Origin of the sequence: Enterobacter cloacae complex sp. P43RS, assembly GCF_014930585.1 — a bacterium.
GTDB lineage: Bacteria > Pseudomonadota > Gammaproteobacteria > Enterobacterales > Enterobacteriaceae > Enterobacter > Enterobacter bugandensis.
The window spans coordinates 1-19,948 of record NZ_JADBRJ010000015.1 but is presented as its reverse complement, the minus strand read 5'-3'; the positions used below and the strand labels follow the sequence as shown (position 1 = coordinate 19,948).

Below are 19,948 nucleotides of genomic sequence, written 5' to 3'. Positions count from 1 at the left end.
GGGGATTTCCCGGTTTTTTTATTGAGTCCGTATTTGTCGGGTAGCGGCTTAAGGTTTCGCCACAAACCCAATCGCCTCGTACACCGCTTTCAGGGTTTCGGACGCGCGCGCGCTGGCTTTTTCCGCACCGTCTTTCATCACTTTTTGCAGGAAGGCTTCGTCGTTACGGTAGCGGTTGTAGCGCTCCTGCAGCTCGGTCAGCATGCCGGAAACGGCCTCTGCCACTTCACCCTTCAGGTGGCCGTACATCTTGCCTTCGAAGTGTTTTTCCAGCTCGGGAATGCTCTGGCCGGTCACGCCGGAGAGAATGTCCAGCAGGTTGGAGACGCCCGCTTTGTTCTGCACGTCGTAGCGCACCACAGGCGGCTCGTCGGAGTCGGTGACCGCGCGCTTGAGCTTTTTCACCACCGATTTCGGATCTTCCAGCAGGCCGATAACGTTGTTGCGGTTATCGTCAGACTTGGACATCTTCTTGGTTGGCTCCAGCAGCGACATCACGCGCGCGCCGGATTTAGGAATAAACGGCTCTGGCACTTTGAATACGTCGCCGTAAAGCGCGTTAAAGCGCTGGGCGATATCACGGCTCAGCTCCAGATGCTGCTTCTGGTCTTCACCCACCGGCACCTGGTTGGTCTGGTACAGCAGGATGTCGGCCGCCATCAACACCGGATAGTCGAACAGGCCAGCGTTGATGTTTTCAGAGTAGCGGGCAGACTTATCCTTGAACTGGGTCATGCGGCTCAGCTCGCCGAAATAGGTATAGCAGTTCAGCGCCCAGCCCAGCTGCGCATGCTCCGGCACGTGAGACTGAACGAAAATGGTGCTCTTTTCAGGATCGATACCGCAGGCCAGATAGAGGGCCAGGGTGTCCAGGGTGGCTTTGCGCAGCTTCTCAGGATCCTGACGCGCGGTGATAGCATGCAAATCTACGATGCAGTAAATGCAATGGTAGTCATCCTGCATGCTGACCCACTGACGCAACGCACCCATGTAGTTACCAATGGTCAATTCACCTGAAGGCTGTGCGCCACTAAAAACGATGGGCTTAGTCATTATTCAATTCCTGATGTTCACTGTGCGAAAGCCCGAGTGCGGGCAACAAATCTTTGAAGTGGTCGAACACAACATCCGGCTCACTCAGCGTAATGGCCTCACCGTAGTTGTAGCCATAGGTTAAACCGACGGAAGGACACCCCGCCGCTCGGGCAGCCAGAATATCATTACGCGAATCCCCGACAAAGAGCAGCTCCGCAGGCGTTAAGGATAATTTTCCTGCCACCAGCAACAGCGGCTCCGGATGCGGCTTTTTGTTCTGCACGTCATCCCCGCCTACAATCACGGAGAAATATTTCGCGATATTGAGCGCTTCCAGCAGCGGCGCAACAAACGGCGTCGGCTTGTTGGTCACCAGTCCCAGCGGGATGCCTTTCGCGTGCAGCGCGCTCAGGGTTTCCTGGACGTCCGGGAAAAGGAAGCTCCCCTCCTCGACGGTCTCTTCGTAGAAGCGATCGAACAGCTTGCGCAGAATACGCAGCTGCTCATCCTGAGGGATATCGGCGTGATCGACGCTTGGTTTCCCCTGCGCGGAACGCTGCGACGCGCGTTCCTGACGAGCCCACGTCAACGCGCGCTCCATCAGGACATCGGCACCGTTGCCAATCCACGTAATCACACGATCTTCGCCCGCAACGGGCAGTTCCAGTGCATAAAGCGCCTGATCGACGGCGCTCGTTAAGCCCGGCGCGCTGTCCACCAGCGTGCCGTCGAGGTCGAATGCCACACCCCGAATTGCCTGCAATTTATCCATGACTTACCTTCGCCAGCTCGCGGCGCATTTCATCAATGACTTTTTTGTAATCCGGTTGGTCGAAAATTGCCGAACCTGCAACGAACATATCCGCGCCCGCTGCCGCAATTTCGCCAATATTATTCACTTTCACACCGCCGTCCACTTCCAGACGAATATCATAGCCAGACTCGTCAATGCGACGGCGCACTTCGCGCAGCTTATCCAGCGTGTGAGGGATGAACGACTGGCCGCCAAAGCCCGGGTTGACGGACATCAGCAAAATCACGTCCAGCTTGTCCATCAAGTAATCGAGATAGCTCAACGGTGTTGCCGGGTTAAACACCAGCCCCGCCTTACAGCCGTTCTCTTTGATCAGCTGCAGCGTGCGGTCAACGTGCTCGGAGGCTTCCGGATGGAAAGTGATAATGCTGGCGCCCGCTGCGGCAAAGTCAGGCACGATGCGGTCGACAGGCTTCACCATCAGGTGAACGTCGATCGGTGCGGTAATGCCGTAGTTACGCAGGGCCTTGAGCACCATCGGACCGATGGTCAGATTGGGAACGTAGTGGTTATCCATAACGTCGAAATGGACGACATCTGCGCCAGCTGCGAGAGCTTCCGCCGTGTCTTCACCCAGGCGGGCAAAATCGGCCGACAGAATTGAGGGGGCAATCAAAAACTGTTTCATCCGCATCTCCTTGAAATGTGTTTACCGGCGGGCAAAACGGCTCAGGGGCGATAAAGAGCCAGGAGTTCGTCCACCTTTTTACGTGTGCCGCCGTTGCTGCTAATGCTACGCCGCACCTTAACCTGAAAATGCTTCGCGGCTTTGTACCATTCGCGCGTATCAGGGGTATCGTGATTTGAAATTAACACCGGAATTCTTTTGCTGACCAGTTTTTCCGCCATCTCCGCCAGGCGGGCCTGTTCGGCCGGGCTGAAGCTATTGGTGTGGTAGGCGGTGAAGTTCGCCGTCGCAGACAGCGGCGCATAAGGCGGATCGCAGTAGACCACCGAGTTTACGCCTGCCAGTTCCATGCACTCTTCATAGGAGAGGCAGTGGAACTCTGCATTCTGCGCTTTCTTCGCAAAATGATACAGCTCGTCCTGCGGGAAGTACGGGCGCTTATAACGACCAAACGGCACGTTAAATTCGCCGCGCAGATTATACCGGCACAGGCCGTTGTAACCATGACGGTTGAGGTAAAGGAACAGCAGCGCACGGCGGAACGGATCCTGGCTCTGATTAAATTCCGTGCGGAACTGATAGTAGACATCAGGGCTGTTGTTCTCTGGCGTAAACAGCTTGCGCGCCTCTTCCACATACTCATCGGTACGCAGCTTAACGATGTTATAGAGGCTGATAAGGTCGCTGTTGATATCCGCCAGGATATAACGAGAAAAATCGGTGTTCAGGAACACCGATCCCGCACCCACGAAGGGCTCGATAAGACACTCGCCTTTTGGCAGGTGCTTTTTAATATCATCAAGCAGGGGGTATTTCCCCCCTGCCCATTTCAGAAAAGCGCGATTTTTTTTCATGCTGACTAACTGATTACACCTTCTCCGGCTGTGGAGAAAGCTCCGACAGCATCCTGCGCTTTAAACATTACTTCAGATCGGCCTGCACCTGATGAATCGGCTTCGCCCACGGGTTTTTCGCCTGAACGTCTGCTGGCAGTGTCGCCACGGCGCGCTTCGCTTCATCTTTAGAAGCATACACACCGCTCACCAGCACGTACCACGGCTGTCCGTTACGGGTTGTCTGATAAACCACGTAGTTTTTCAGATTCGATTTCTTCGCCCAGCCGTTGAGGTTGTCATAGTTAGACGAACTGCTCAACTGCAGCGTGTAGTTGCTGGACGGTGCAGATTTCAGCGAACCGACGTTGCCAGCTGTTTTACCTGCTGCAGCACTGGAAGCCGTCGCCGTTGCGGCAGGCGCAGCGGTGGCAGCAGGTGCTGTTGTGGTTGCCGTCGCTTTCGGCGCAGTCTGCGTGACTGGCGCTTTGGCCGGCTCGCTCACGGCAGCCGTTTCAGTGCGTTTCGGCTGTGCCGGTGCGGCTTTCACTTCAGGCGCTTTTACCACGGCCTGAGGCTTGGTTTCACGCTTCGGCTCAATGACCGCCTGCTTACGTTCAGGACGCGTCGCAGTTTGCGTCTGGCGCGGTTTAGTTTCCGTTGCTGCCGTCTGCGGCTGCGCGGTAGCACCGTGGATCGGCGCGACGGTTGCAGGTTCAGTTGGCAGCGTAGAGTTAACCACAACGTTATCAACCTGCTGCTGGTTTTGCGGCTGCATCAGCGCATTGTTCAGGTCTCCCTGAACTTCAACACGCTGCTGGCCTTCGGGCGTGACAGGTGCCTGGCCCTGAGCAGGCGTTGATGAAACGGGCGGCAGAGAAACATCCTGCGGCGTCGTTGTGTTGCTGGCAGTCTGCTCAGCGGAAGTGGTGCCCGGCGCTGGCTGTGCACCATTCGCCTGATCCGTCGCATCATTACCGGAGAGGTTGATGCTCTTCTCTGCGGAGGCGGTTTGTTCGGTTGAGTTGGTGGACGGTGCTTTCAGCGCGGAGCCAATGCCAACAATCAGCAGCACAAGCACCAGAACGCCAAGTCCCATCATGATGTACTGACGGGAGGCCGGTTTCTGCGCAGCGGCTTTTTTACGTTTACGCGGGCGACGCTCTACAGGCTGTTCGTCCATTGAATCTTCTTCGGACTCATAATCCTCTTCTTCTCGCTCATCACGCGCGTTGCGGCTGCGCGAAGGGCGACGATCGTCTGCATCCAGATCAACATCGTCAAAGTTGATCTGCGGCTCGTTATCACGTTCTGAAGATTGACGAGAACGACCAGTACGACGATCGCTGGGATCGGGTTTCAGCTCGTCTTCTGGTTTGAATTCATCCATTTAACACCCCACTCAAAGGCTTATGCCTACGTCTTTGCATTTCGCCTGAAGCTAAACGACCACCGATAACAGTGGCCTGACCTTTCTAGTTGTTACGCCTGCTGGCAATCAGCAATGGCGCCAAGAACGACATCGTGCGACACTCCGCCGCGCACTTCACTCTTCCCTATTGCAAGCGGGAGTACAAGACGCATCTCACCTGCCAATACTTTTTTATCGCGCATCATGTGGGGTAAATACGCCTGCGCCGACATCTCCTGCGGCCCGGTTACCGGCAAACCTGCACGTTCAAGTAGCGCAATGATACGTGCCGTCTCTTCCGGTTTAAACTGCCCAAGACGTTCAGAGGTGCGGGCTGCCATGACCATGCCAGCCGCGACGGCTTCACCGTGCAGCCAGTTGCCATAACCCATTTCGGCTTCAATGGCGTGGCCAAACGTATGCCCAAGATTCAGTAAAGCACGTAAGCCGGTTTCACGCTCGTCTGCCGCGACAACTTCTGCTTTTAGCTCACAACAACGACGAATGCAGTATGCCAGTTTCGCCTCATCCAGGCGCAGCAGCGCATCCATATTCTCTTCAAGCCAGTTAAAGAACTCGCCATCCAGAATAATGCCGTATTTGATCACTTCAGCCAGGCCAGAGGCCAGCTCGCGTTTCGGCAGGGTTTTCAGGCAGTCGAGATCCACCACCACCGACGCAGGCTGGTAGAACGCGCCAATCATGTTTTTGCCGAGGGGATGGTTGACTGCCGTTTTGCCACCGACAGAGGAGTCGACCTGAGACAGCAACGTGGTCGGGATTTGAATAAAACGGACGCCACGCTGATAGCTTGCGGCCGCAAAGCCGGTCAGATCGCCCACAACACCGCCGCCCAGGGCAAGCAGTGTTGTATCGCGACCGTGCGGTTTTTGCAGCAATGCGGTAAAGACGGTATCGAGTACCGTCAGGCTTTTATACTGCTCGCCATCGGGCAGAATCACACTGTCGACTTTTACGCCTGCCTGCTCAAGCAGGTGGCGCACTCGGTCGAGATAAAGCGGAGCCAGCGTCTCATTGGTGACCAGCATCGCCTGATCACCCGCTTTTAGTGGTAAAAAGGAAGCTGGGTCGTTAAACAAACCAGCCGCGATGGTGATAGGGTAACTACGTTCCCCGAGAGTAACTGTAATCCTCTCCATGACGCGACATCCACCTTTAATGCTTTTACCCGCAGGCGAGTGTATATAAAGCCAGAATCAGTTGCTTTCCAGCATATGAATAATCTGGTTTGCAACCACTTTAGCGCTCTGATCGTCAGTACGAATGGTCACATCGGCAATCTCTTCATACAGCGGATTGCGTTCGTCGGCCAACGCTTCCAGAACTTCGCGTGGTGGCGTTTCAACCTGCAGCAGCGGGCGCTTTTTATCGCGCTGCGTACGTGCCAGCTGTTTCTCAATGGTCGTCTCAAGATAGACCACTACGCCACGGGCGGAGAGACGGTTGCGGGTTTCGCGAGATTTCACAGAGCCGCCGCCTGTTGCCAGTACGATGCCCTGTTTTTCCGTGAGTTCGTTGATCACTTTTTCTTCTCGGTCACGGAAACCTTCTTCGCCTTCTACATCGAAAACCCAGCCCACATCAGCTCCGGTTCGTTTCTCAATCTCTTGATCAGAATCGTAAAATTCCATATTGAGTTGTTGAGCTAACTGACGCCCAATAGTGCTTTTGCCGGCACCCATAGGCCCAACCAGAAAGATATTGCGTTTCTCTGCCATTTTATCGGTACTACTAAGACTATTCGTTAATGGTAATCCCCGCTTCGCAGACACCCGGCGTAGCAGGACATGAACTGAAACCTCATATGCAATAGAGCGAGAGTCAGACTAAAAATTATCTCAATACTCCGGCTTGTTTGGCAACTGATTAAATCACCGCGCCGGACGCATAAGGTAATAAGACGTAAGTCCAACTCAAATCGGTACTCCTTGTATGCTAATTCATGCCCCACGTCAAACATCTGCAACAAACTGAATGCAAAATCATTGCGGGGATCGTTACCCGTTAGTGAATACCGACCAGACGTGGCGTAATAAACACCACTAACTCACGCCGCTCATTATCTTTTCCATCATGGCGAAAAAGCTGTCCCAGCCAGGGGATGCTCCCAAGCCCGGGCACGCTGTCACTGCCGGTTTTGTTCTTTTGCGAGAAAATTCCCCCCAGCGCCAGCGTTTCTCCACTTTTTACCTCCACCTGGGTTTCTATCTCCTGTTTATCGATGGCAAGCGTTTCGCCATCGGCCTGCTGCAGCACCTGTCCCGGCATGTTTTCACTGATGTGTAGCTTCAGGCGCACGCGCCCACCGGGCAATACTACCGGCGTGACCTCCATTCCGAGTACCGCCTCTTTGAACTCCACCGAGGTCGCCCCGCTTTCACCGCTTGAAACCTGATACGGGATCTCACTCCCCTGCTTAATGCTGGCCGGTTGCATGTGCGAGGCCAGCAGCCGCGGGCTGGCAATGATATCGACCTGCTGTTTTTGCTCCAGCGCAGAGAGCTCCAGATCCAGCAGCCTGCCGTTAATTCGCCCGATATTAAACCCCGCATGCGTGGTAGCACTGGCCACGGAAAGATCGCTGCCAAGCGTCGTGAGCTGTCCAACCTTGCCCGCCTCAGTGGCCTCGGCAAGATTCCACTTCACCCCCAACTCCCGCAGGCTTTTTTCATTAATGGTGACAATGTGCGCTGCCAGTTCGACCTGCTCGACGGGAATATCCATCTGAGCCGCCCACTGCTGCAGCGCCTCCAGTACCACCTGGCTATCCCTGACCAGTAGACGGTTGGTGCGTTTGTCGACAGATAAACTCCCCTTTGGGCTCAGGAGCTTTTCAGCCGCTTTTTGCAGTTCTCCGGCATCCGCATAAGAAAATGGGATGCTGTGCGAGACCAGCGGAGCATCAAGCTGTCGACGCGCTCGCTCCTGCTCTAAACGTTCCCGCTGTTCACGCTGCCAGGCTGCGGTATGGACATAATAAATACCGCTCTCCTCTCGTAAAACGAGTCCGGCGCTGGTGACTACCGTCTGTAACGCCTGCCGCCAGGGAACGCGCGTCAGGTTAAGCGAGAGCGTGCCGCCGACATCCGGCGATACCACCAGATTACGGTTCTCCTGCGCAACCAGCGCCTGTAGCACCTGAACCACCGGCACGTCATCCACCACCAGCGTGACCGGCTTTGGCGCGACTGCCCACAGCGGGCGGCTGAACGCCAGCAGCAACAGCACTATCCTTAACTTCATTTTTATCCTTTCCTTCTCGTTGCCACGCCCATTCTTCGGGATCGCATGTGTCACCCACATCAACAACCAGTTCCGTTTCATTGATGGCCGTTATCCGCCAGCCCGCCGGGAAACGATCGTGCTCTTTCAGACGATGCCAGCGCCGTTGCCCATCCAGCAAAATACCAACGCGCTGCTGCCCTCCCACCATTCCGCGGTAGTGCCACTGTGCCAGTTCGGCTGTGGCGCAGGGGTCGTCCGGTGGGCGAAACGGATCGCGCATGCCGGTCAACAGCAGCGCCGAGCAAACCAGCAGGTATCTCGCGCTATTTCGCATATTCCAGCTCCAGCCTCAGGCGTAACGCCGTACTTTGTGGCTCAAGCGTAAAAGCAGCGACCCGCACATCCCGCTGCGCCAGCCGGGAAAAAAGAGGCGGGATCGCCTGCCACTCCGCCTCCAGCGCCAGTTCACCGCCGTTTTGCAACGGCTTCCAGTGAAGAAGCTTTGTGCCCTCTCCCTGAAAATCGAGCGGTGAAAAGGGCTTTATCTCCAGTGCCGTCCGGTTTTGCGGGCTAAACGGCGCCTGACTGGCGGTGGGCCACAGCGACGCGTTAGTCCGCGCCGCCTGGCTCAACTGCTGCCGCTGATCCGCACACTGCCTCTCTGCTGGCCGGAGCAATACACCCCATGCTGTCAGGCCCATCAGGAGGATACCCAGCCCCCCGCAGACCAGCCGACACCAGGGACGACTTTCACACCAGCGTTCTAGCAAGGTCTCCATGCATTACCCCTCGCTTTTCAGGTGCAGAGTGAACATCCAGCGCCCCTGGCTATCCTGCCGGAGTTCCCCCTCAGAACCGGGCGTAAAGCCGTCTATGTGCTCCAGCCCATTACGCAAGGCAGAAAGTGCCTGCAGGGTAGTGGCATATCCGATCAACATCAGAGCAGGAGGCTGATAACGCAGCTCTGTCAGCCATACCTGCGCAGGCATGGCCTCAGAAAGTGACTCCAGCACCGGTTGCCATGCGCGGTGCTGCGGCGTGCCCGCAGGGTTCTGCACCTCTGGGGTGGGTCGCTGGCGAGACACAAGACCACGCTGCACGGACTGCGTACCCGCCAGTTGAGCCTGCAGCGCGCGCAGCGTTACCAGATAATTCATCCTTACGCTAAAAACGGTCACCAGCATGAGCAGCAATGCGCCGAAAAACACGGTTCCCCAGAAACGCAGGCATCGCGCGCGCCGCTGCTGGCGCCAGGGCAGGAAGTTGGTCACGTTCATTCAGGCACCTCGCTCATGGCCAGCGCCAGCGCGACGGTATAGTCAGCCCCGCATTCGGGAAGAGGCGCATGCCAGCGCTGCAGCGTTTCCCATGGGGTTCGTTCGGCATCAAAGAGCGCGATGTCATTCTGGTTGAGGGCCAGCAGCGCCGCCAGCTCAGTAACGTTTTCTGCTTCAGTGGTATAACGACGCCCCCACTGATGGCGCATAGCCCACAGCCAGTGATGCGCATCCCGCCAGGCGACGCACTGCGTCGGCGCTAACGCAGGCAGCAGGTTCGCCAGCGCGCTGGCATCCGGGGTGATGGTCGCCAGCCGCAAACGTAGCGTTTTCGCCAGGTCAAGAAGCGTTTCAACCTCTTTGTTTTGTGCGGCAGTCACGTGAAACGTATTGCTGAAGGTGTCCTGGGTGTAGTCGAAACAGAGGGACTCTGTCGACATCTCCAGTTCGCGCGAAAGCGCCGCCCCCATCCACGAGAGCTGCTCGCTGTCGCGCAATGCAAGAGCCGGTCGGGGCAACGTTTTTTGCAGAGTCCGTGCAGCAGGAAAGGAGAGAAATACCCGGTGGTAGTGCGGGAGCGCTTTTCGCCAGTCGCGTAAGGCATCGGCCAGCGCTTCTGGCTGACAAATTTTGCTGTCACGAATGATGCCTTCGGCCAGAGAAATGGCCCACCAGTGGCGTAAGCACCAGCCGCCTCTCTCCCGGACCAGTGCCGTAATCAGCACCTTATCCTGTTGAATATGAACGCCCGTTTGCCATGTTTTGAAAGCCATGCTTCACGATCTCCTTATCGCCCGTCGCCTTGACGGCTATATCAATGAATCAGGCTTGCCTTTATACTACCGCGCGATTGTTTAGAAACTGCCCAAGTGAAACCAAATGGGAAATCTCCGGTGAAGTTCGTAAAGTATTTATTCATCCTTGCAGTCTGTTGCATTCTGCTGGGAGCAGGCTCGATTTACGGTTTGTACAAATATATTGAGCCACAGCTACCTGATGTCGCCACGCTCCGCGATGTGCGTCTCCAGATCCCAATGCAGGTCTATAGCGCCGATGGCGAGCTGATGGCGCAGTATGGCGAGAAGCGTCGTATCCCGCTGACCTTAAACCAAATTCCCCCCGTGATGGTGAAAGCTTTTATCGCCACGGAGGACAGCCGTTTCTACGAGCACCACGGTGTCGATCCGGTCGGGATTTTCCGTGCCGCAAGCATTGCGTTGTTCTCCGGTCACGCCTCCCAGGGGGCGAGCACCATTACGCAACAGCTGGCGCGAAACTTCTTCCTCAGCCCTGAAAAGACGCTGACGCGTAAGATCAAAGAGGTGTTCCTGGCGATCCGTATTGAGCAACTGCTGAACAAGGACGAGATCCTTGAGCTGTACCTCAATAAAATCTACCTGGGCTACCGTGCCTATGGCGTGGGGGCAGCCGCGCAGGTGTACTTCGGTAAGCCTGTTGAACAGCTCACCCTAAGCGAAATGGCAACCATTGCCGGTCTGCCAAAAGCGCCGTCCACGTTTAACCCGCTTTACTCGCTCGATCGCGCTACCTCACGCCGTAATGTCGTCCTGTCACGTATGCTGAGCGAAGGCTATATCAGCCAGAGCGAGTACGACCAGGCGCGTAACGACGTCATTGACGCCAATTATCACGCGCCTGAGATCGCCTTCTCTGCCCCTTATTTGACCGAAATGGTGCGCCAGGAGATGGTGAGTCGTTATGGCGACAAGGCCTATGAAGATGGCTATCGCGTGTACACCACCGTTACCCGTAAAGTGCAGCAGGCGGCTCAGGACGCGGTGCGCAATAACGTGATGGACTACGATATGCGTCACGGCTATCGCGGACCGTCGAACGTGCTCTGGAAAGTGGGCGAAAGCGCATGGGACAGCAAAAAAATCACCAGCACGCTGAAAGCGCTGCCAACCTATGGTCCGCTCCTTCCAGCCGTAGTGACGCAGGCCGATCCTCAGGAAGCCGTTGCGACGCTGGCGGACGGCACGTCCGTCTCCCTGCGCATGGACGGTATTCGCTGGGCGCGTCCATACCGTTCGGACACCCTGCAGGGGCCAACGCCGCGCAAGGTGACCGACGTGGTACAGGCCGGGCAGCAGATTTGGGTGCGCAAGTCAGGCGATGCCTGGTGGCTGGCGCAGGTACCGGATGTGAACTCGGCTCTGGTCTCCATCAACCCACAGAACGGGGCGGTAATGGCGCTGGTCGGCGGGTTCGATTTCAACCAGAGCAAATTTAACCGCGCCACGCAGGCGCTGCGTCAGGTGGGTTCCAACATCAAGCCGTTCCTCTACACGGCAGCGATGGATAAGGGACTGACCCTTGCCAGCATCCTAAACGACGTGCCGATCTCCCGCTGGGATGCCGGTGCCGGTTCCGACTGGCAGCCGAAGAACTCTCCTGCGGAGTATGCCGGTCCTATTCGTCTTCGCCAGGGTCTGGGGCAGTCGAAAAACGTGGTGATGGTGCGTGCCATGCGCGCGATGGGCGTCGACTATGCGGCAGAGTACCTGCAGCGCTTCGGCTTCCCGGCGCAGAACATCGTTCGCACCGAGTCGCTGGCGCTGGGCTCAGCCTCCTTTACGCCGCTTCAGGTCGCCCGCGGATACTCGGTGATGGCCAACGGCGGCTTCCTGGTTGACCCGTACTTCATCAGCAAAATCGAGAACGACCAGGGCGGCGTGCTGTTTGAAGCGAAGCCGAAAATTGCCTGCCCTGAGTGTGATATTCCGGTCATTTACGGCAATACGCCGAAATCCGAGGTGCTCGAAAACAAGGACATGGAAGACCCTGCCGTTTCTCAGGAGCAGCCAAATATCGTCTTGCCGCAGCCGCAGCTGGAGCAGGCTAACCAGTCGCTGGTGGCGCAAACCGGCGCGCAGGAGTATGCCCCGCACGTGATCAACACGCCGCTGGCGTTCCTGATCAAGAGCGCGCTGAACACCAACATCTTCGGTGAACCCGGCTGGCAGGGTACCGGCTGGCGAGCAGGGCGCGATCTGCAGCGCCATGATATCGGCGGTAAAACCGGGACAACTAACAGCTCGAAGGATGCGTGGTTCTCCGGCTATGGGCCGGGTGTGGTGACGTCAGTCTGGATCGGTTTCGACGATCATCGCCGTGATTTAGGCCGTACCACGGCATCCGGCGCGATTAAAGATCAGATTTCCGGCTACGAAGGCGGCGCCAAAAGCGCGCAGCCGGCCTGGGATGCCTACATGAAATCCGTTCTTGAAGGCGTGCCGGAGCAGCCGCTGACGCCGCCACCGGGCGTGGTGACGGTCAATATTGACCGCAGCACCGGCCAGCTCGCTAACGGCGGTAATAGCCGTGCCGAGTATTTTATCGAAGGTACGCAGCCAACCACACAGGCGGTGCATGAGGTGGGTACAGAGATTATTGATAACGGCGAAACACACGAGCTGTTTTAAGCATAAAAATGCCCGGTAAAAACCGGGCAAAGAATTGCAGGCCGGGTAAGGCGAAGCCGCCACCCGGCTTTTTTATGGCCTACAGCCGCCCTTGCCCTTTCAGCCACTCGCGAACCAGGAACAGTGCGCTCACGTTGCGAGCCTCGTTAAAGTCAGGGTCTTCAAGCAGATCCATCAGATGCGCCAGCGGCCAGCGAACCTGCGGCAGCGGCTCTGGTTCATCTCCCTCCAGCGATTCAGGATAGAGATCTTCAGCCACCACAATGTTCATTTTGCTGGAAAAATAGGACGGCGCCATGCTCAGCTTTTTCAGGAACGACAGTTCGTTCGCGCCAAAACCCACCTCTTCTTTCAGCTCGCGGTTTGCTGCTTCAAAGACCGTTTCACCCGGATCGATGAGCCCTTTCGAGAACCCAAGCTCGTAAGATTCCGTCCCCACGGCGTATTCGCGGATCAAAATCAGATGATCGTCGACGATAGGGACAATCATCACCGCTTCGCGCGAAGAGGGGCGCATACGCTCATAAACACGACGCACACCGTTGCTGAACTCCAGATCCACACTCTCGACGTTAAACAGGCGCGATTTGGCGACAGTTTCAACGTGCAGAATGGTGGGTTTTTGTAGTGGTTTGCTCATCTTGATGGGGTCTTAGCAGTGTGAACTGGCGTTATTGTGCGATATGCCGCACGGTTTCGGCAATGTCAATTGTTCTTTATTTACATTTATGCAACGCAGCAGGGATCAATCCTCAATTCAAAACAAATGTCAAGAGGTTGAAATGTTTCCAGGAATTTGCTGATATCGCGCCATGACAGGCTTTGCTATCATCATCGGTCACTGGGATGCGCTTTAGAATGCTCAAGTTCGACTCCATACTTGCCGATAGCCAGCCACAGACTCTCATTCAATGTAAAGGTGCTACTGACTACACCTGTAAGATAAGTAAGATGGGGAAAGCATGAGCACCATTTTGATTGTTCTCGCTGCTATGCTGGTCAGCGCATTGATTGCAGGGTGGCTGTACAGGCGACGCATACAGCGCCGTTACCGGCTGCCCTTTTTAAATGCCTTCGCGGGTGCGACAACGCGTAAACTCACGCAAGACGAGCGCGATGCAGTTGAAAACTATCTCGAAACGCTGAACCGTTCTCAGTTAACGCCTGGGCCGACGGGAGCCACGACTGCACCTGTGGCGCTTAAGCTTAACGCGCAAAGTGACACCGTGCTCTGCGTGACGCGCTCCATCACTCGCTACGGCATTACGACTGACGACCCCAACAAGTGGCGCTACTACCTGGATTCGGTTGAGGTGCATCTGCCTCCGTCCTGGGAGCAGTACATTAACGACGAAAACAGCGTTGAGCTGATTCATACCGATTCGCTGCCGCTGGTAATCTCGCTCAACGGCCATACCCTGAATGACTATCTTCATGAAGCCCCGCGCTTTGCGCTGGAACGCGCGAGTTCAACGCAGGCCTCTATTCGTGGTGAAGAGACCGAGCAGATTGAGCTGCTGAATATTCGTCAGGAGACGCATGAAGAGTACGCCCTGAGCCGTCCGGACGGTATTCGTGAAGCCATCCTGATCGTTGCCGCTTTCCTGCTCTTTTTTGTCTGCCTGCTGACGCCGGACGTCTTTGTCCCATGGCTGGCGGGTGGCGCGGTGTTGCTTCTTGCGGCCGGGCTGTGGGGGCTCTTTGCCCCACCGGCCAAAACCTCGCTGCGGGAGATCCACTGCCTGCGCGGCACGCCAAAGCGCTGGGGCCTGTTTGGTGAGAACGATCAGGAGCATCTCAACAATATCTCACTCGGGATTATCGACCTGATCTACCCGCACCACTGGCAACCGTGGATTGCGCAGGATTTAGGGCAGAAAACCGATATTGATATCTATCTTGACCGCCACGTTGTGCGACAGGGGCGCTTCCTGTCTCTGCATGATGAAGTGAAAAATTTCCCGCTTCAGCACTGGCTCCGCAGCACGGTCATCGCCGCCGGCGCCGGGCTGGTGTTTATCATGCTGCTGCTTTTCGTGCCGCTGGATATGCCCATCAAATTTACCCTGTCGTGGTTCAAAGGCGCGCAGACCATCGAGGCGACCAGCGTCAACCAGCTCGATGAAGCGGGTGTACGGGTGGGCGATACGCTGCGCCTGAAAGGCACCGGAATGTGTAATATCCATACTCCGGGGGCGTGGAACACGCGCCAGAATTCACCGTTCACGCCGTTCGACTGTTCGCAAATTATCTGGAACGACGCCCCGCCGCTGCCGCTGCCGGAATCCGAAGTGGTGAATAAAGCCACGGCGCTGACCCAGACGGTCAACCGCCAGCTGCACCCGAAACCGGACGATGATTCACGCGTCAGCCCCGCGCTGCGTTCCGCCATCCAGAAATCAGGCATGATTCTGCTGGATGATTTTGGCGACATTGTCCTGAAAACCCAGGACTTATGCTCATCGCAGGATGAGTGCATACGCCTCAAGAACGCGCTGGTTAACCTCGGGAACAGTAAAGACTGGGACTCGCTGGTGAAACGCGCCGAGGCGGGACGACTGGATGGCGTCAACGTGCTGCTGCGTCCGGTCAGCGCGGAATCGCTTGATAACCTGGTCGCCACCTCGACATCGCCGTTTATGATGCGCGAAACCACCCGGGCGGCTCAGGCGCTCAACAGTCCTGCACCGGGCGGCTTTGTGATTGCCAGCGATGAAGGCAGCGACCTGGTCGATCAGCCTTACCCGCAGGTAGCGCTTTATGACTACCCGGCCCAGGAGCAGTGGAGCCAGTTCCAGCGTCTGGCGCAGATGCTGATGCAAACGCCGTTCAGTGCCGAAGGGATTGTCACAAGCATCTACACCGACGCCAACGGCACGCGCCATATCGGCCTGCACCGGATGCCGGACAGCGCAGGATTGTGGCGTTACATTGGCACCTCTCTGCTGATGATCGCCATGCTGATCGCCATTTTCTGGAACGGTTTTATGGCCCTGCGCCGCTACCAGCGCTCCCGCACGCGTCTGGCTGAGATCCAGCAATATTATGAGAATTGCCTCAATCCTAAGCTGATCCCCTCCTCTGAGAGCCTGATCTGATAACGTCGTTGCGCGACAAGATGTGCTACCCTGTCGCGCACGTTTCTTCTGGCTGGAGTTCCCCCCTATGCATCTTGATATCGACTGGCAGCAGGTCGACACCGTTCTGCTGGATATGGACGGCACGCTGCTCGATCTCGCCTTTGATAACTATTTCTGGCAAAAGCTGGTGCCGGAAACCTATGGTGAGCAGCAGGGTATCTCCCCGGCAGAAGCGCAAGCGTTCATTCGTTCGCAATATAGCGCGGTGCAACATACGCTAAACTGGTACTGTCTGGACTACTGGAGCGAGCGCCTCGGTTTGGATATTTGTGCCATGACCACTGCCCAGGGGCCACGCGCCGTGCTGCGCGAAGATACGGTTCCCTTCCTGGACGCGCTGAAAGCAAGCGGCAAGCGCCGTATTTTGCTGACTAACGCGCATCCACATAACCTGGCCGTGAAGCTGGAGCATACGGGACTGGCGTCGCACCTTGATTTATTACTTTCCACCCACACATTTGGTTATCCGAAAGAGGATCAGCGGTTGTGGCATGCGGTGAAGGAAGAGACCGGCCTGCAGCCGGAGCGCACGCTGTTCATTGACGACAGCGAGCCTATTCTGGATTCTGCGGCAACGTTTGGCATTCGCTACTGTCTGGGCGTCACTAATCCTGACTCTGGCCTGGCTGAAAAAAGCTATCTGCGCCATCCGGGACTGAACGACTACCGCCAGATGATCCCCTCACTGACCGTGAAGGAGACGCCATGAAAGAAAAGCCCTCAGATGGGGTAAGACTGGATAAATGGCTGTGGGCAGCCCGTTTTTATAAAACGCGCGCCCTTGCCCGTGAAATGGTTGACGGCGGTAAAGTGCATTACAACGGCCAGCGCAGCAAGCCGAGCAAGCTGGTTGAGCTGAACGCCACCTTAACGCTGCGCCAGGGCAACGACGAACGTACGGTAGTGATTAAAGCCATTACCGAACAGCGGCGGCCCGCATCGGAAGCCGTACTGCTTTACGAAGAGACGGCTGAAAGCGTTGAAAAGCGCGAGAAGACCGCGCTGGCGCGCAAAATGAATGCGCTGACCATGCCCCACCCGGACCGGCGACCGGATAAAAAAGAGCGCCGCGATCTGATGAAATTTAAACACGGTGAGAGCGAGTAACCCTCACCCGCACGAGAGATGAAAATGGCCCAACACGACCAATTACACCGCTATCTGTTTGAACAATTCGCCGTGCGCGGCGAGCTGGTCACCGTATCCGAAACCTGGAAACAGATTCTGGAAAACCACAACTACCCGCTGCCGGTGAAGACCCTGTTGGGCGAACTGCTGGTTGCCACCAGCCTGCTGACCGCAACGCTGAAGTTTGCCGGTGATATCACCGTGCAGCTGCAGGGTGACGGCCCGATGACGCTGGCGGTGATCAACGGCAATAACCAGCAGCAGATGCGCGGCGTAGCGCGCGTTCAGGGCGACGTTCCTGAAAATGCTGATCTCAAAACGCTGGTGGGCAATGGCTACCTGGTGATCACCATCTCCCCGGAGGAAGGTGAACGCTATCAGGGCGTGGTCGGTCTGGAAGGCGATACCCTGGCAGCCTGCCTGGAAGATTACTTCATGCGCTCCGAACAACTGCCGACGCGTCTGTTCATCCGTACCGGTGAAGTGGACGGCCAGCCTGCTGCGGGCGGCATGCTGCTGCAGGTTCTGCCAGCGCAGGACGCACAGACCAATGACTTTGAGCATCTGGCGACGCTGACCGAAACCATCAAGGCGGAAGAACTGTTCAACCTGTCGGCGACCGACGTGCTGTGGCGTCTGTACCACGAAGAAGAAGTGACCGTGTACGATCCGCAGTCCGTGGAGTTTAAGTGCACCTGCTCGCGCGAGCGCTGCGCTGGCGCACTGAAAACTCTGCCGGATGAAGAGATCGACAGCATCATGGCTGAAGACGGCGAAATTGATATGCACTGTGACTACTGCGGTACGCACTACGTGTTCAATTCAATGGATATCGCTGAAATCCGCAATAACGCCTCTCCGGCGGATCCGCAGGTTCATTAATACGCTACCCCTCACCCTGCCCTTTCCCCTTTGCGGAGAGGGTTAGGGTGAGGGGCAAAAATCCCCCAAAAGCTGAATCGTTTTCCCTGTGTAACTCTTACGTAATTTTCTTACATGTATGCGATTACATTCACATTCTCTCCGATAAAATCACCACCTCTTAACCTTTTCGGAACATTTTCCCCAACCAAAAAGCGATTCCTGCGATAATCCGCCTGCACTGTGACTGGAGTCGCAGCGTTTTCCGTTAGTAAGGGTTTTATCCAGATGCACAAATCTATGAGCCCCGTCGCGGTTAACATCCCCAGAAAAACCCTACAATTTCAGGCAGTACATATTGGCTAAGGAGCAGTGATATGCGTGTTACTGGTTTAACCCCGCAAGATCTCAAGGCTTATGGTATTCACGACGTCCAGGAAGTGGTCTACAACCCCGATTACGATACGCTGTATCAGGAAGAGCTCAATCCAGCACTGGAAGGATACGAGCGCGGTGTGTTGACGAACCTTGGTGCTATCGCCGTCGATACCGGTATCTTTACCGGTCGTTCGCCGAAAGATAAGTATATCGTCCGAGACGAAACTACCCGCGATACGCTGTGGTGGGCTGACAAGGGCAAAGGGAAGAACGACAACAAACCGCTCTCCCCGGAAACCTGGCAGCATCTGAAAGGGCTCGTCACCCATCAACTTTCCGGTAAGCGTCTGTTCATTGTCGACGCTTTCTGCGGCGCTAATGCCGACACCCGCCTTTCCGTGCGTTTCATTACCGAAGTGGCCTGGCAGGCGCATTTCGTTAAGAATATGTTTATCCGTCCGACCGACGAAGAGCTGCAGGACTTCACACCTGACTTCATCGTGATGAACGGTGCGAAATGCACTAACCCACAGTGGAAAGAGCAGGGTCTGAACTCCGAAAACTTCATTGCCTTCAACCTGACCGAACGTATTCAGCTGATCGGCGGTACCTGGTATGGCGGCGAAATGAAGAAAGGGATGTTCTCGGTCATGAACTACCTGCTGCCGCTGCGCGGTATTGCCTCTATGCACTGCTCGGCGAACGTCGGCGAGAAAGGCGACGTAGCGGTGTTCTTCGGTCTTTCCGGCACCGGGAAAACCACGCTCTCCACCGATCCAAAACGCCGTCTGATTGGCGATGACGAACACGGCTGGGACGATGATGGGGTGTTTAACTTCGAAGGCGGTTGCTACGCGAAGACCATTCGCCTGTCTGAAGAGGCCGAGCCGGATATCTTCCACGCGATCCGCCGCGACGCGCTGCTGGAAAACGTCACCGTGCGTGCCGACGGCTCTATCGACTTCGACGATGCGTCAAAAACCGAAAACACCCGCGTCTCTTACCCGATCTACCACATCGACAACATCGTGAAGCCAGTGTCAAAAGCGGGCCATGCCACGAAGGTGATTTTCCTGACGGCGGATGCGTTCGGCGTGCTGCCACCGGTTTCCCGCCTGACCGCCAGCCAGACGCAGTACCACTTCCTCTCTGGCTTTACCGCCAAGCTGGCGGGTACCGAGCGTGGCGTCACGGAGCCAACCCCAACCTTCTCCGCCTGCTTCGGTGCAGCCTTCCTGTCGCTTCACCCGACGCAGTACGCTGAGGTGCTGGTGAAACGCATGCAGGCATCCGGCGCGCAGGCCTACCTGGTGAATACCGGCTGGAACGGTACCGGCAAGCGTATTTCCATCAAAGATACCCGCGCCATTATCGACGCCATTCTGGATGGTTCTCTGGATAATGCCGAAACCTTCACGCTGCCGATGTTCGATCTGGCCATTCCGACGGAACTGCCGGGTGTGGACACGCGTATCCTCGACCCGCGCAATACCTACGGATCGCCGGAACAGTGGCGCGAGAAGGCGGAATCGCTGGCGAAGCTGTTTATCGAGAACTTCGAGAAGTACACCGATACCCCGGCGGGTGCTGCGCTGGTGAGTGCGGGACCGAAGCTGTAGGTAAAAGCAAAAAGGCAACGAAAGTTGCCTTTTTTAATGTTTTCTCCCTCTCCCCGTGGGTGTACGGTCCGGGGACATAGTGAACACTTGTTCGGGGACATGGTAGACACTTACAACTGAGGCATAAGAACC

At 56.4% G+C, this 19,948-nt stretch carries 19 protein-coding genes; 6 read left to right on the top strand and 13 right to left on the bottom strand.

Going from position 1 to position 19,948, the window contains the following annotated elements:
* Window positions 1–48 precede the first annotated feature (48 nt).
* The 12 genes from trpS to IM294_RS20265 all read right to left on the bottom strand — a co-directional run bounded on the left by trpS (window position 49) and on the right by IM294_RS20265 (window position 10,017).
* Entirely contained in the window at window positions 49–1,053 is a 1,005-nt protein-coding gene (gene trpS, locus IM294_RS20320; protein WP_028014657.1) for a tryptophan--tRNA ligase, read from the bottom strand.
* Window positions 1,046–1,807, bottom strand: a complete 762-nt coding sequence (gph, locus tag IM294_RS20315; protein WP_028014658.1) for a phosphoglycolate phosphatase — start codon at window positions 1,805–1,807, stop codon at window positions 1,046–1,048. The genes trpS and gph overlap by 8 nt, the downstream gene beginning before the upstream one ends.
* Window positions 1,800–2,477, bottom strand: coding sequence for a ribulose-phosphate 3-epimerase (gene rpe / locus IM294_RS20310; RefSeq protein ID WP_126818578.1), 678 nt, complete (start codon window positions 2,475–2,477; stop codon window positions 1,800–1,802). The genes gph and rpe overlap by 8 nt, the downstream gene beginning before the upstream one ends.
* Before the next feature lie 41 nt (window positions 2,478–2,518).
* Window positions 2,519–3,331 (bottom strand): adenine-specific DNA-methyltransferase, encoded by an 813-nt coding sequence (gene dam, locus IM294_RS20305; RefSeq protein ID WP_028014659.1) that lies wholly within the window; start codon window positions 3,329–3,331, stop codon window positions 2,519–2,521.
* Between the two features lie 67 nt (window positions 3,332–3,398).
* Window positions 3,399–4,700 carry a cell division protein DamX gene (gene damX / locus IM294_RS20300; protein ID WP_041911922.1) on the bottom strand — a complete coding sequence of 434 codons (1,302 nt, stop codon included), beginning with the start codon at window positions 4,698–4,700 and terminating at the stop codon, window positions 3,399–3,401.
* Between the two features lie 92 nt (window positions 4,701–4,792).
* Window positions 4,793–5,881: a 3-dehydroquinate synthase gene (gene aroB, locus IM294_RS20295; protein WP_041911921.1), complete on the bottom strand. Its 1,089-nt coding sequence runs from the start codon at window positions 5,879–5,881 to the stop codon at window positions 4,793–4,795.
* A gap of 57 nt (window positions 5,882–5,938) precedes the next feature.
* Complete coding sequence (gene aroK / locus IM294_RS20290) at window positions 5,939–6,460, bottom strand: shikimate kinase AroK (protein WP_003861630.1); 522 nt, start codon at window positions 6,458–6,460, stop codon at window positions 5,939–5,941.
* 286 nt (window positions 6,461–6,746) lie between these two features.
* Window positions 6,747–7,985: a DNA uptake porin HofQ gene (gene hofQ, locus IM294_RS20285; protein ID WP_126818579.1), complete on the bottom strand. Its 1,239-nt coding sequence runs from the start codon at window positions 7,983–7,985 to the stop codon at window positions 6,747–6,749.
* Complete coding sequence (locus IM294_RS20280; RefSeq protein ID WP_045259352.1) at window positions 7,897–8,301, bottom strand: HofP DNA utilization family protein; 405 nt, start codon at window positions 8,299–8,301, stop codon at window positions 7,897–7,899. Before IM294_RS20280 ends, hofQ begins: the two co-directional genes overlap by 89 nt.
* The gene (locus IM294_RS20275; RefSeq protein WP_185860367.1) at window positions 8,291–8,746 is read right to left on the bottom strand and encodes a HofO; all 456 of its coding nucleotides are present in this window, start codon (window positions 8,744–8,746) and stop codon (window positions 8,291–8,293) included. Before IM294_RS20275 ends, IM294_RS20280 begins: the two co-directional genes overlap by 11 nt.
* A gap of 3 nt (window positions 8,747–8,749) precedes the next feature.
* Window positions 8,750–9,244 (bottom strand): PilN domain-containing protein, encoded by a 495-nt coding sequence (locus tag IM294_RS20270; RefSeq protein WP_126818580.1) that lies wholly within the window; start codon window positions 9,242–9,244, stop codon window positions 8,750–8,752.
* The gene (locus IM294_RS20265) at window positions 9,241–10,017 is read right to left on the bottom strand and encodes a DNA utilization protein HofM (protein WP_126818581.1); all 777 of its coding nucleotides are present in this window, start codon (window positions 10,015–10,017) and stop codon (window positions 9,241–9,243) included. Before IM294_RS20265 ends, IM294_RS20270 begins: the two co-directional genes overlap by 4 nt.
* A gap of 120 nt (window positions 10,018–10,137) precedes the next feature.
* Between IM294_RS20265 and mrcA the strand changes: the two genes are divergently transcribed.
* Window positions 10,138–12,690, top strand: coding sequence for a peptidoglycan glycosyltransferase/peptidoglycan DD-transpeptidase MrcA (gene mrcA, locus IM294_RS20260; protein ID WP_028014665.1), 2,553 nt, complete (start codon window positions 10,138–10,140; stop codon window positions 12,688–12,690).
* A gap of 79 nt (window positions 12,691–12,769) precedes the next feature.
* Here the strand turns inward: mrcA and nudE are convergent, their stop codons facing one another.
* On the bottom strand, window positions 12,770–13,330 hold the full coding sequence (gene nudE / locus IM294_RS20255; RefSeq protein WP_028014666.1) for an ADP compounds hydrolase NudE: 561 nt from the start codon (window positions 13,328–13,330) through the stop codon (window positions 12,770–12,772).
* A gap of 322 nt (window positions 13,331–13,652) precedes the next feature.
* On the opposite strand from nudE, the gene IM294_RS20250 reads away from it, so the two are divergent.
* From IM294_RS20250 to pckA, 5 genes are all read left to right on the top strand, one after another.
* A complete protein-coding gene (locus IM294_RS20250; RefSeq protein ID WP_126818582.1) occupies window positions 13,653–15,788 on the top strand; it encodes an intracellular growth attenuator family protein in 2,136 nt (711 codons plus the stop codon).
* A 67-nt stretch (window positions 15,789–15,855) separates the two neighbouring features.
* Complete coding sequence (gene yrfG / locus IM294_RS20245; protein WP_028014668.1) at window positions 15,856–16,539, top strand: GMP/IMP nucleotidase; 684 nt, start codon at window positions 15,856–15,858, stop codon at window positions 16,537–16,539.
* Window positions 16,536–16,937 (top strand): ribosome-associated heat shock protein Hsp15, encoded by a 402-nt coding sequence (gene hslR, locus IM294_RS20240; protein WP_028014669.1) that lies wholly within the window; start codon window positions 16,536–16,538, stop codon window positions 16,935–16,937. Before yrfG ends, hslR begins: the two co-directional genes overlap by 4 nt.
* An 18-nt stretch (window positions 16,938–16,955) precedes the next feature.
* On the top strand, window positions 16,956–17,840 hold the full coding sequence (gene hslO, locus IM294_RS20235) for an Hsp33 family molecular chaperone HslO (protein ID WP_161495995.1): 885 nt from the start codon (window positions 16,956–16,958) through the stop codon (window positions 17,838–17,840).
* A 356-nt stretch (window positions 17,841–18,196) separates the two neighbouring features.
* The gene (pckA, locus tag IM294_RS20230; RefSeq protein WP_028014671.1) at window positions 18,197–19,816 is read left to right on the top strand and encodes a phosphoenolpyruvate carboxykinase (ATP); all 1,620 of its coding nucleotides are present in this window, start codon (window positions 18,197–18,199) and stop codon (window positions 19,814–19,816) included.
* Window positions 19,817–19,948 lie beyond the last annotated feature (132 nt).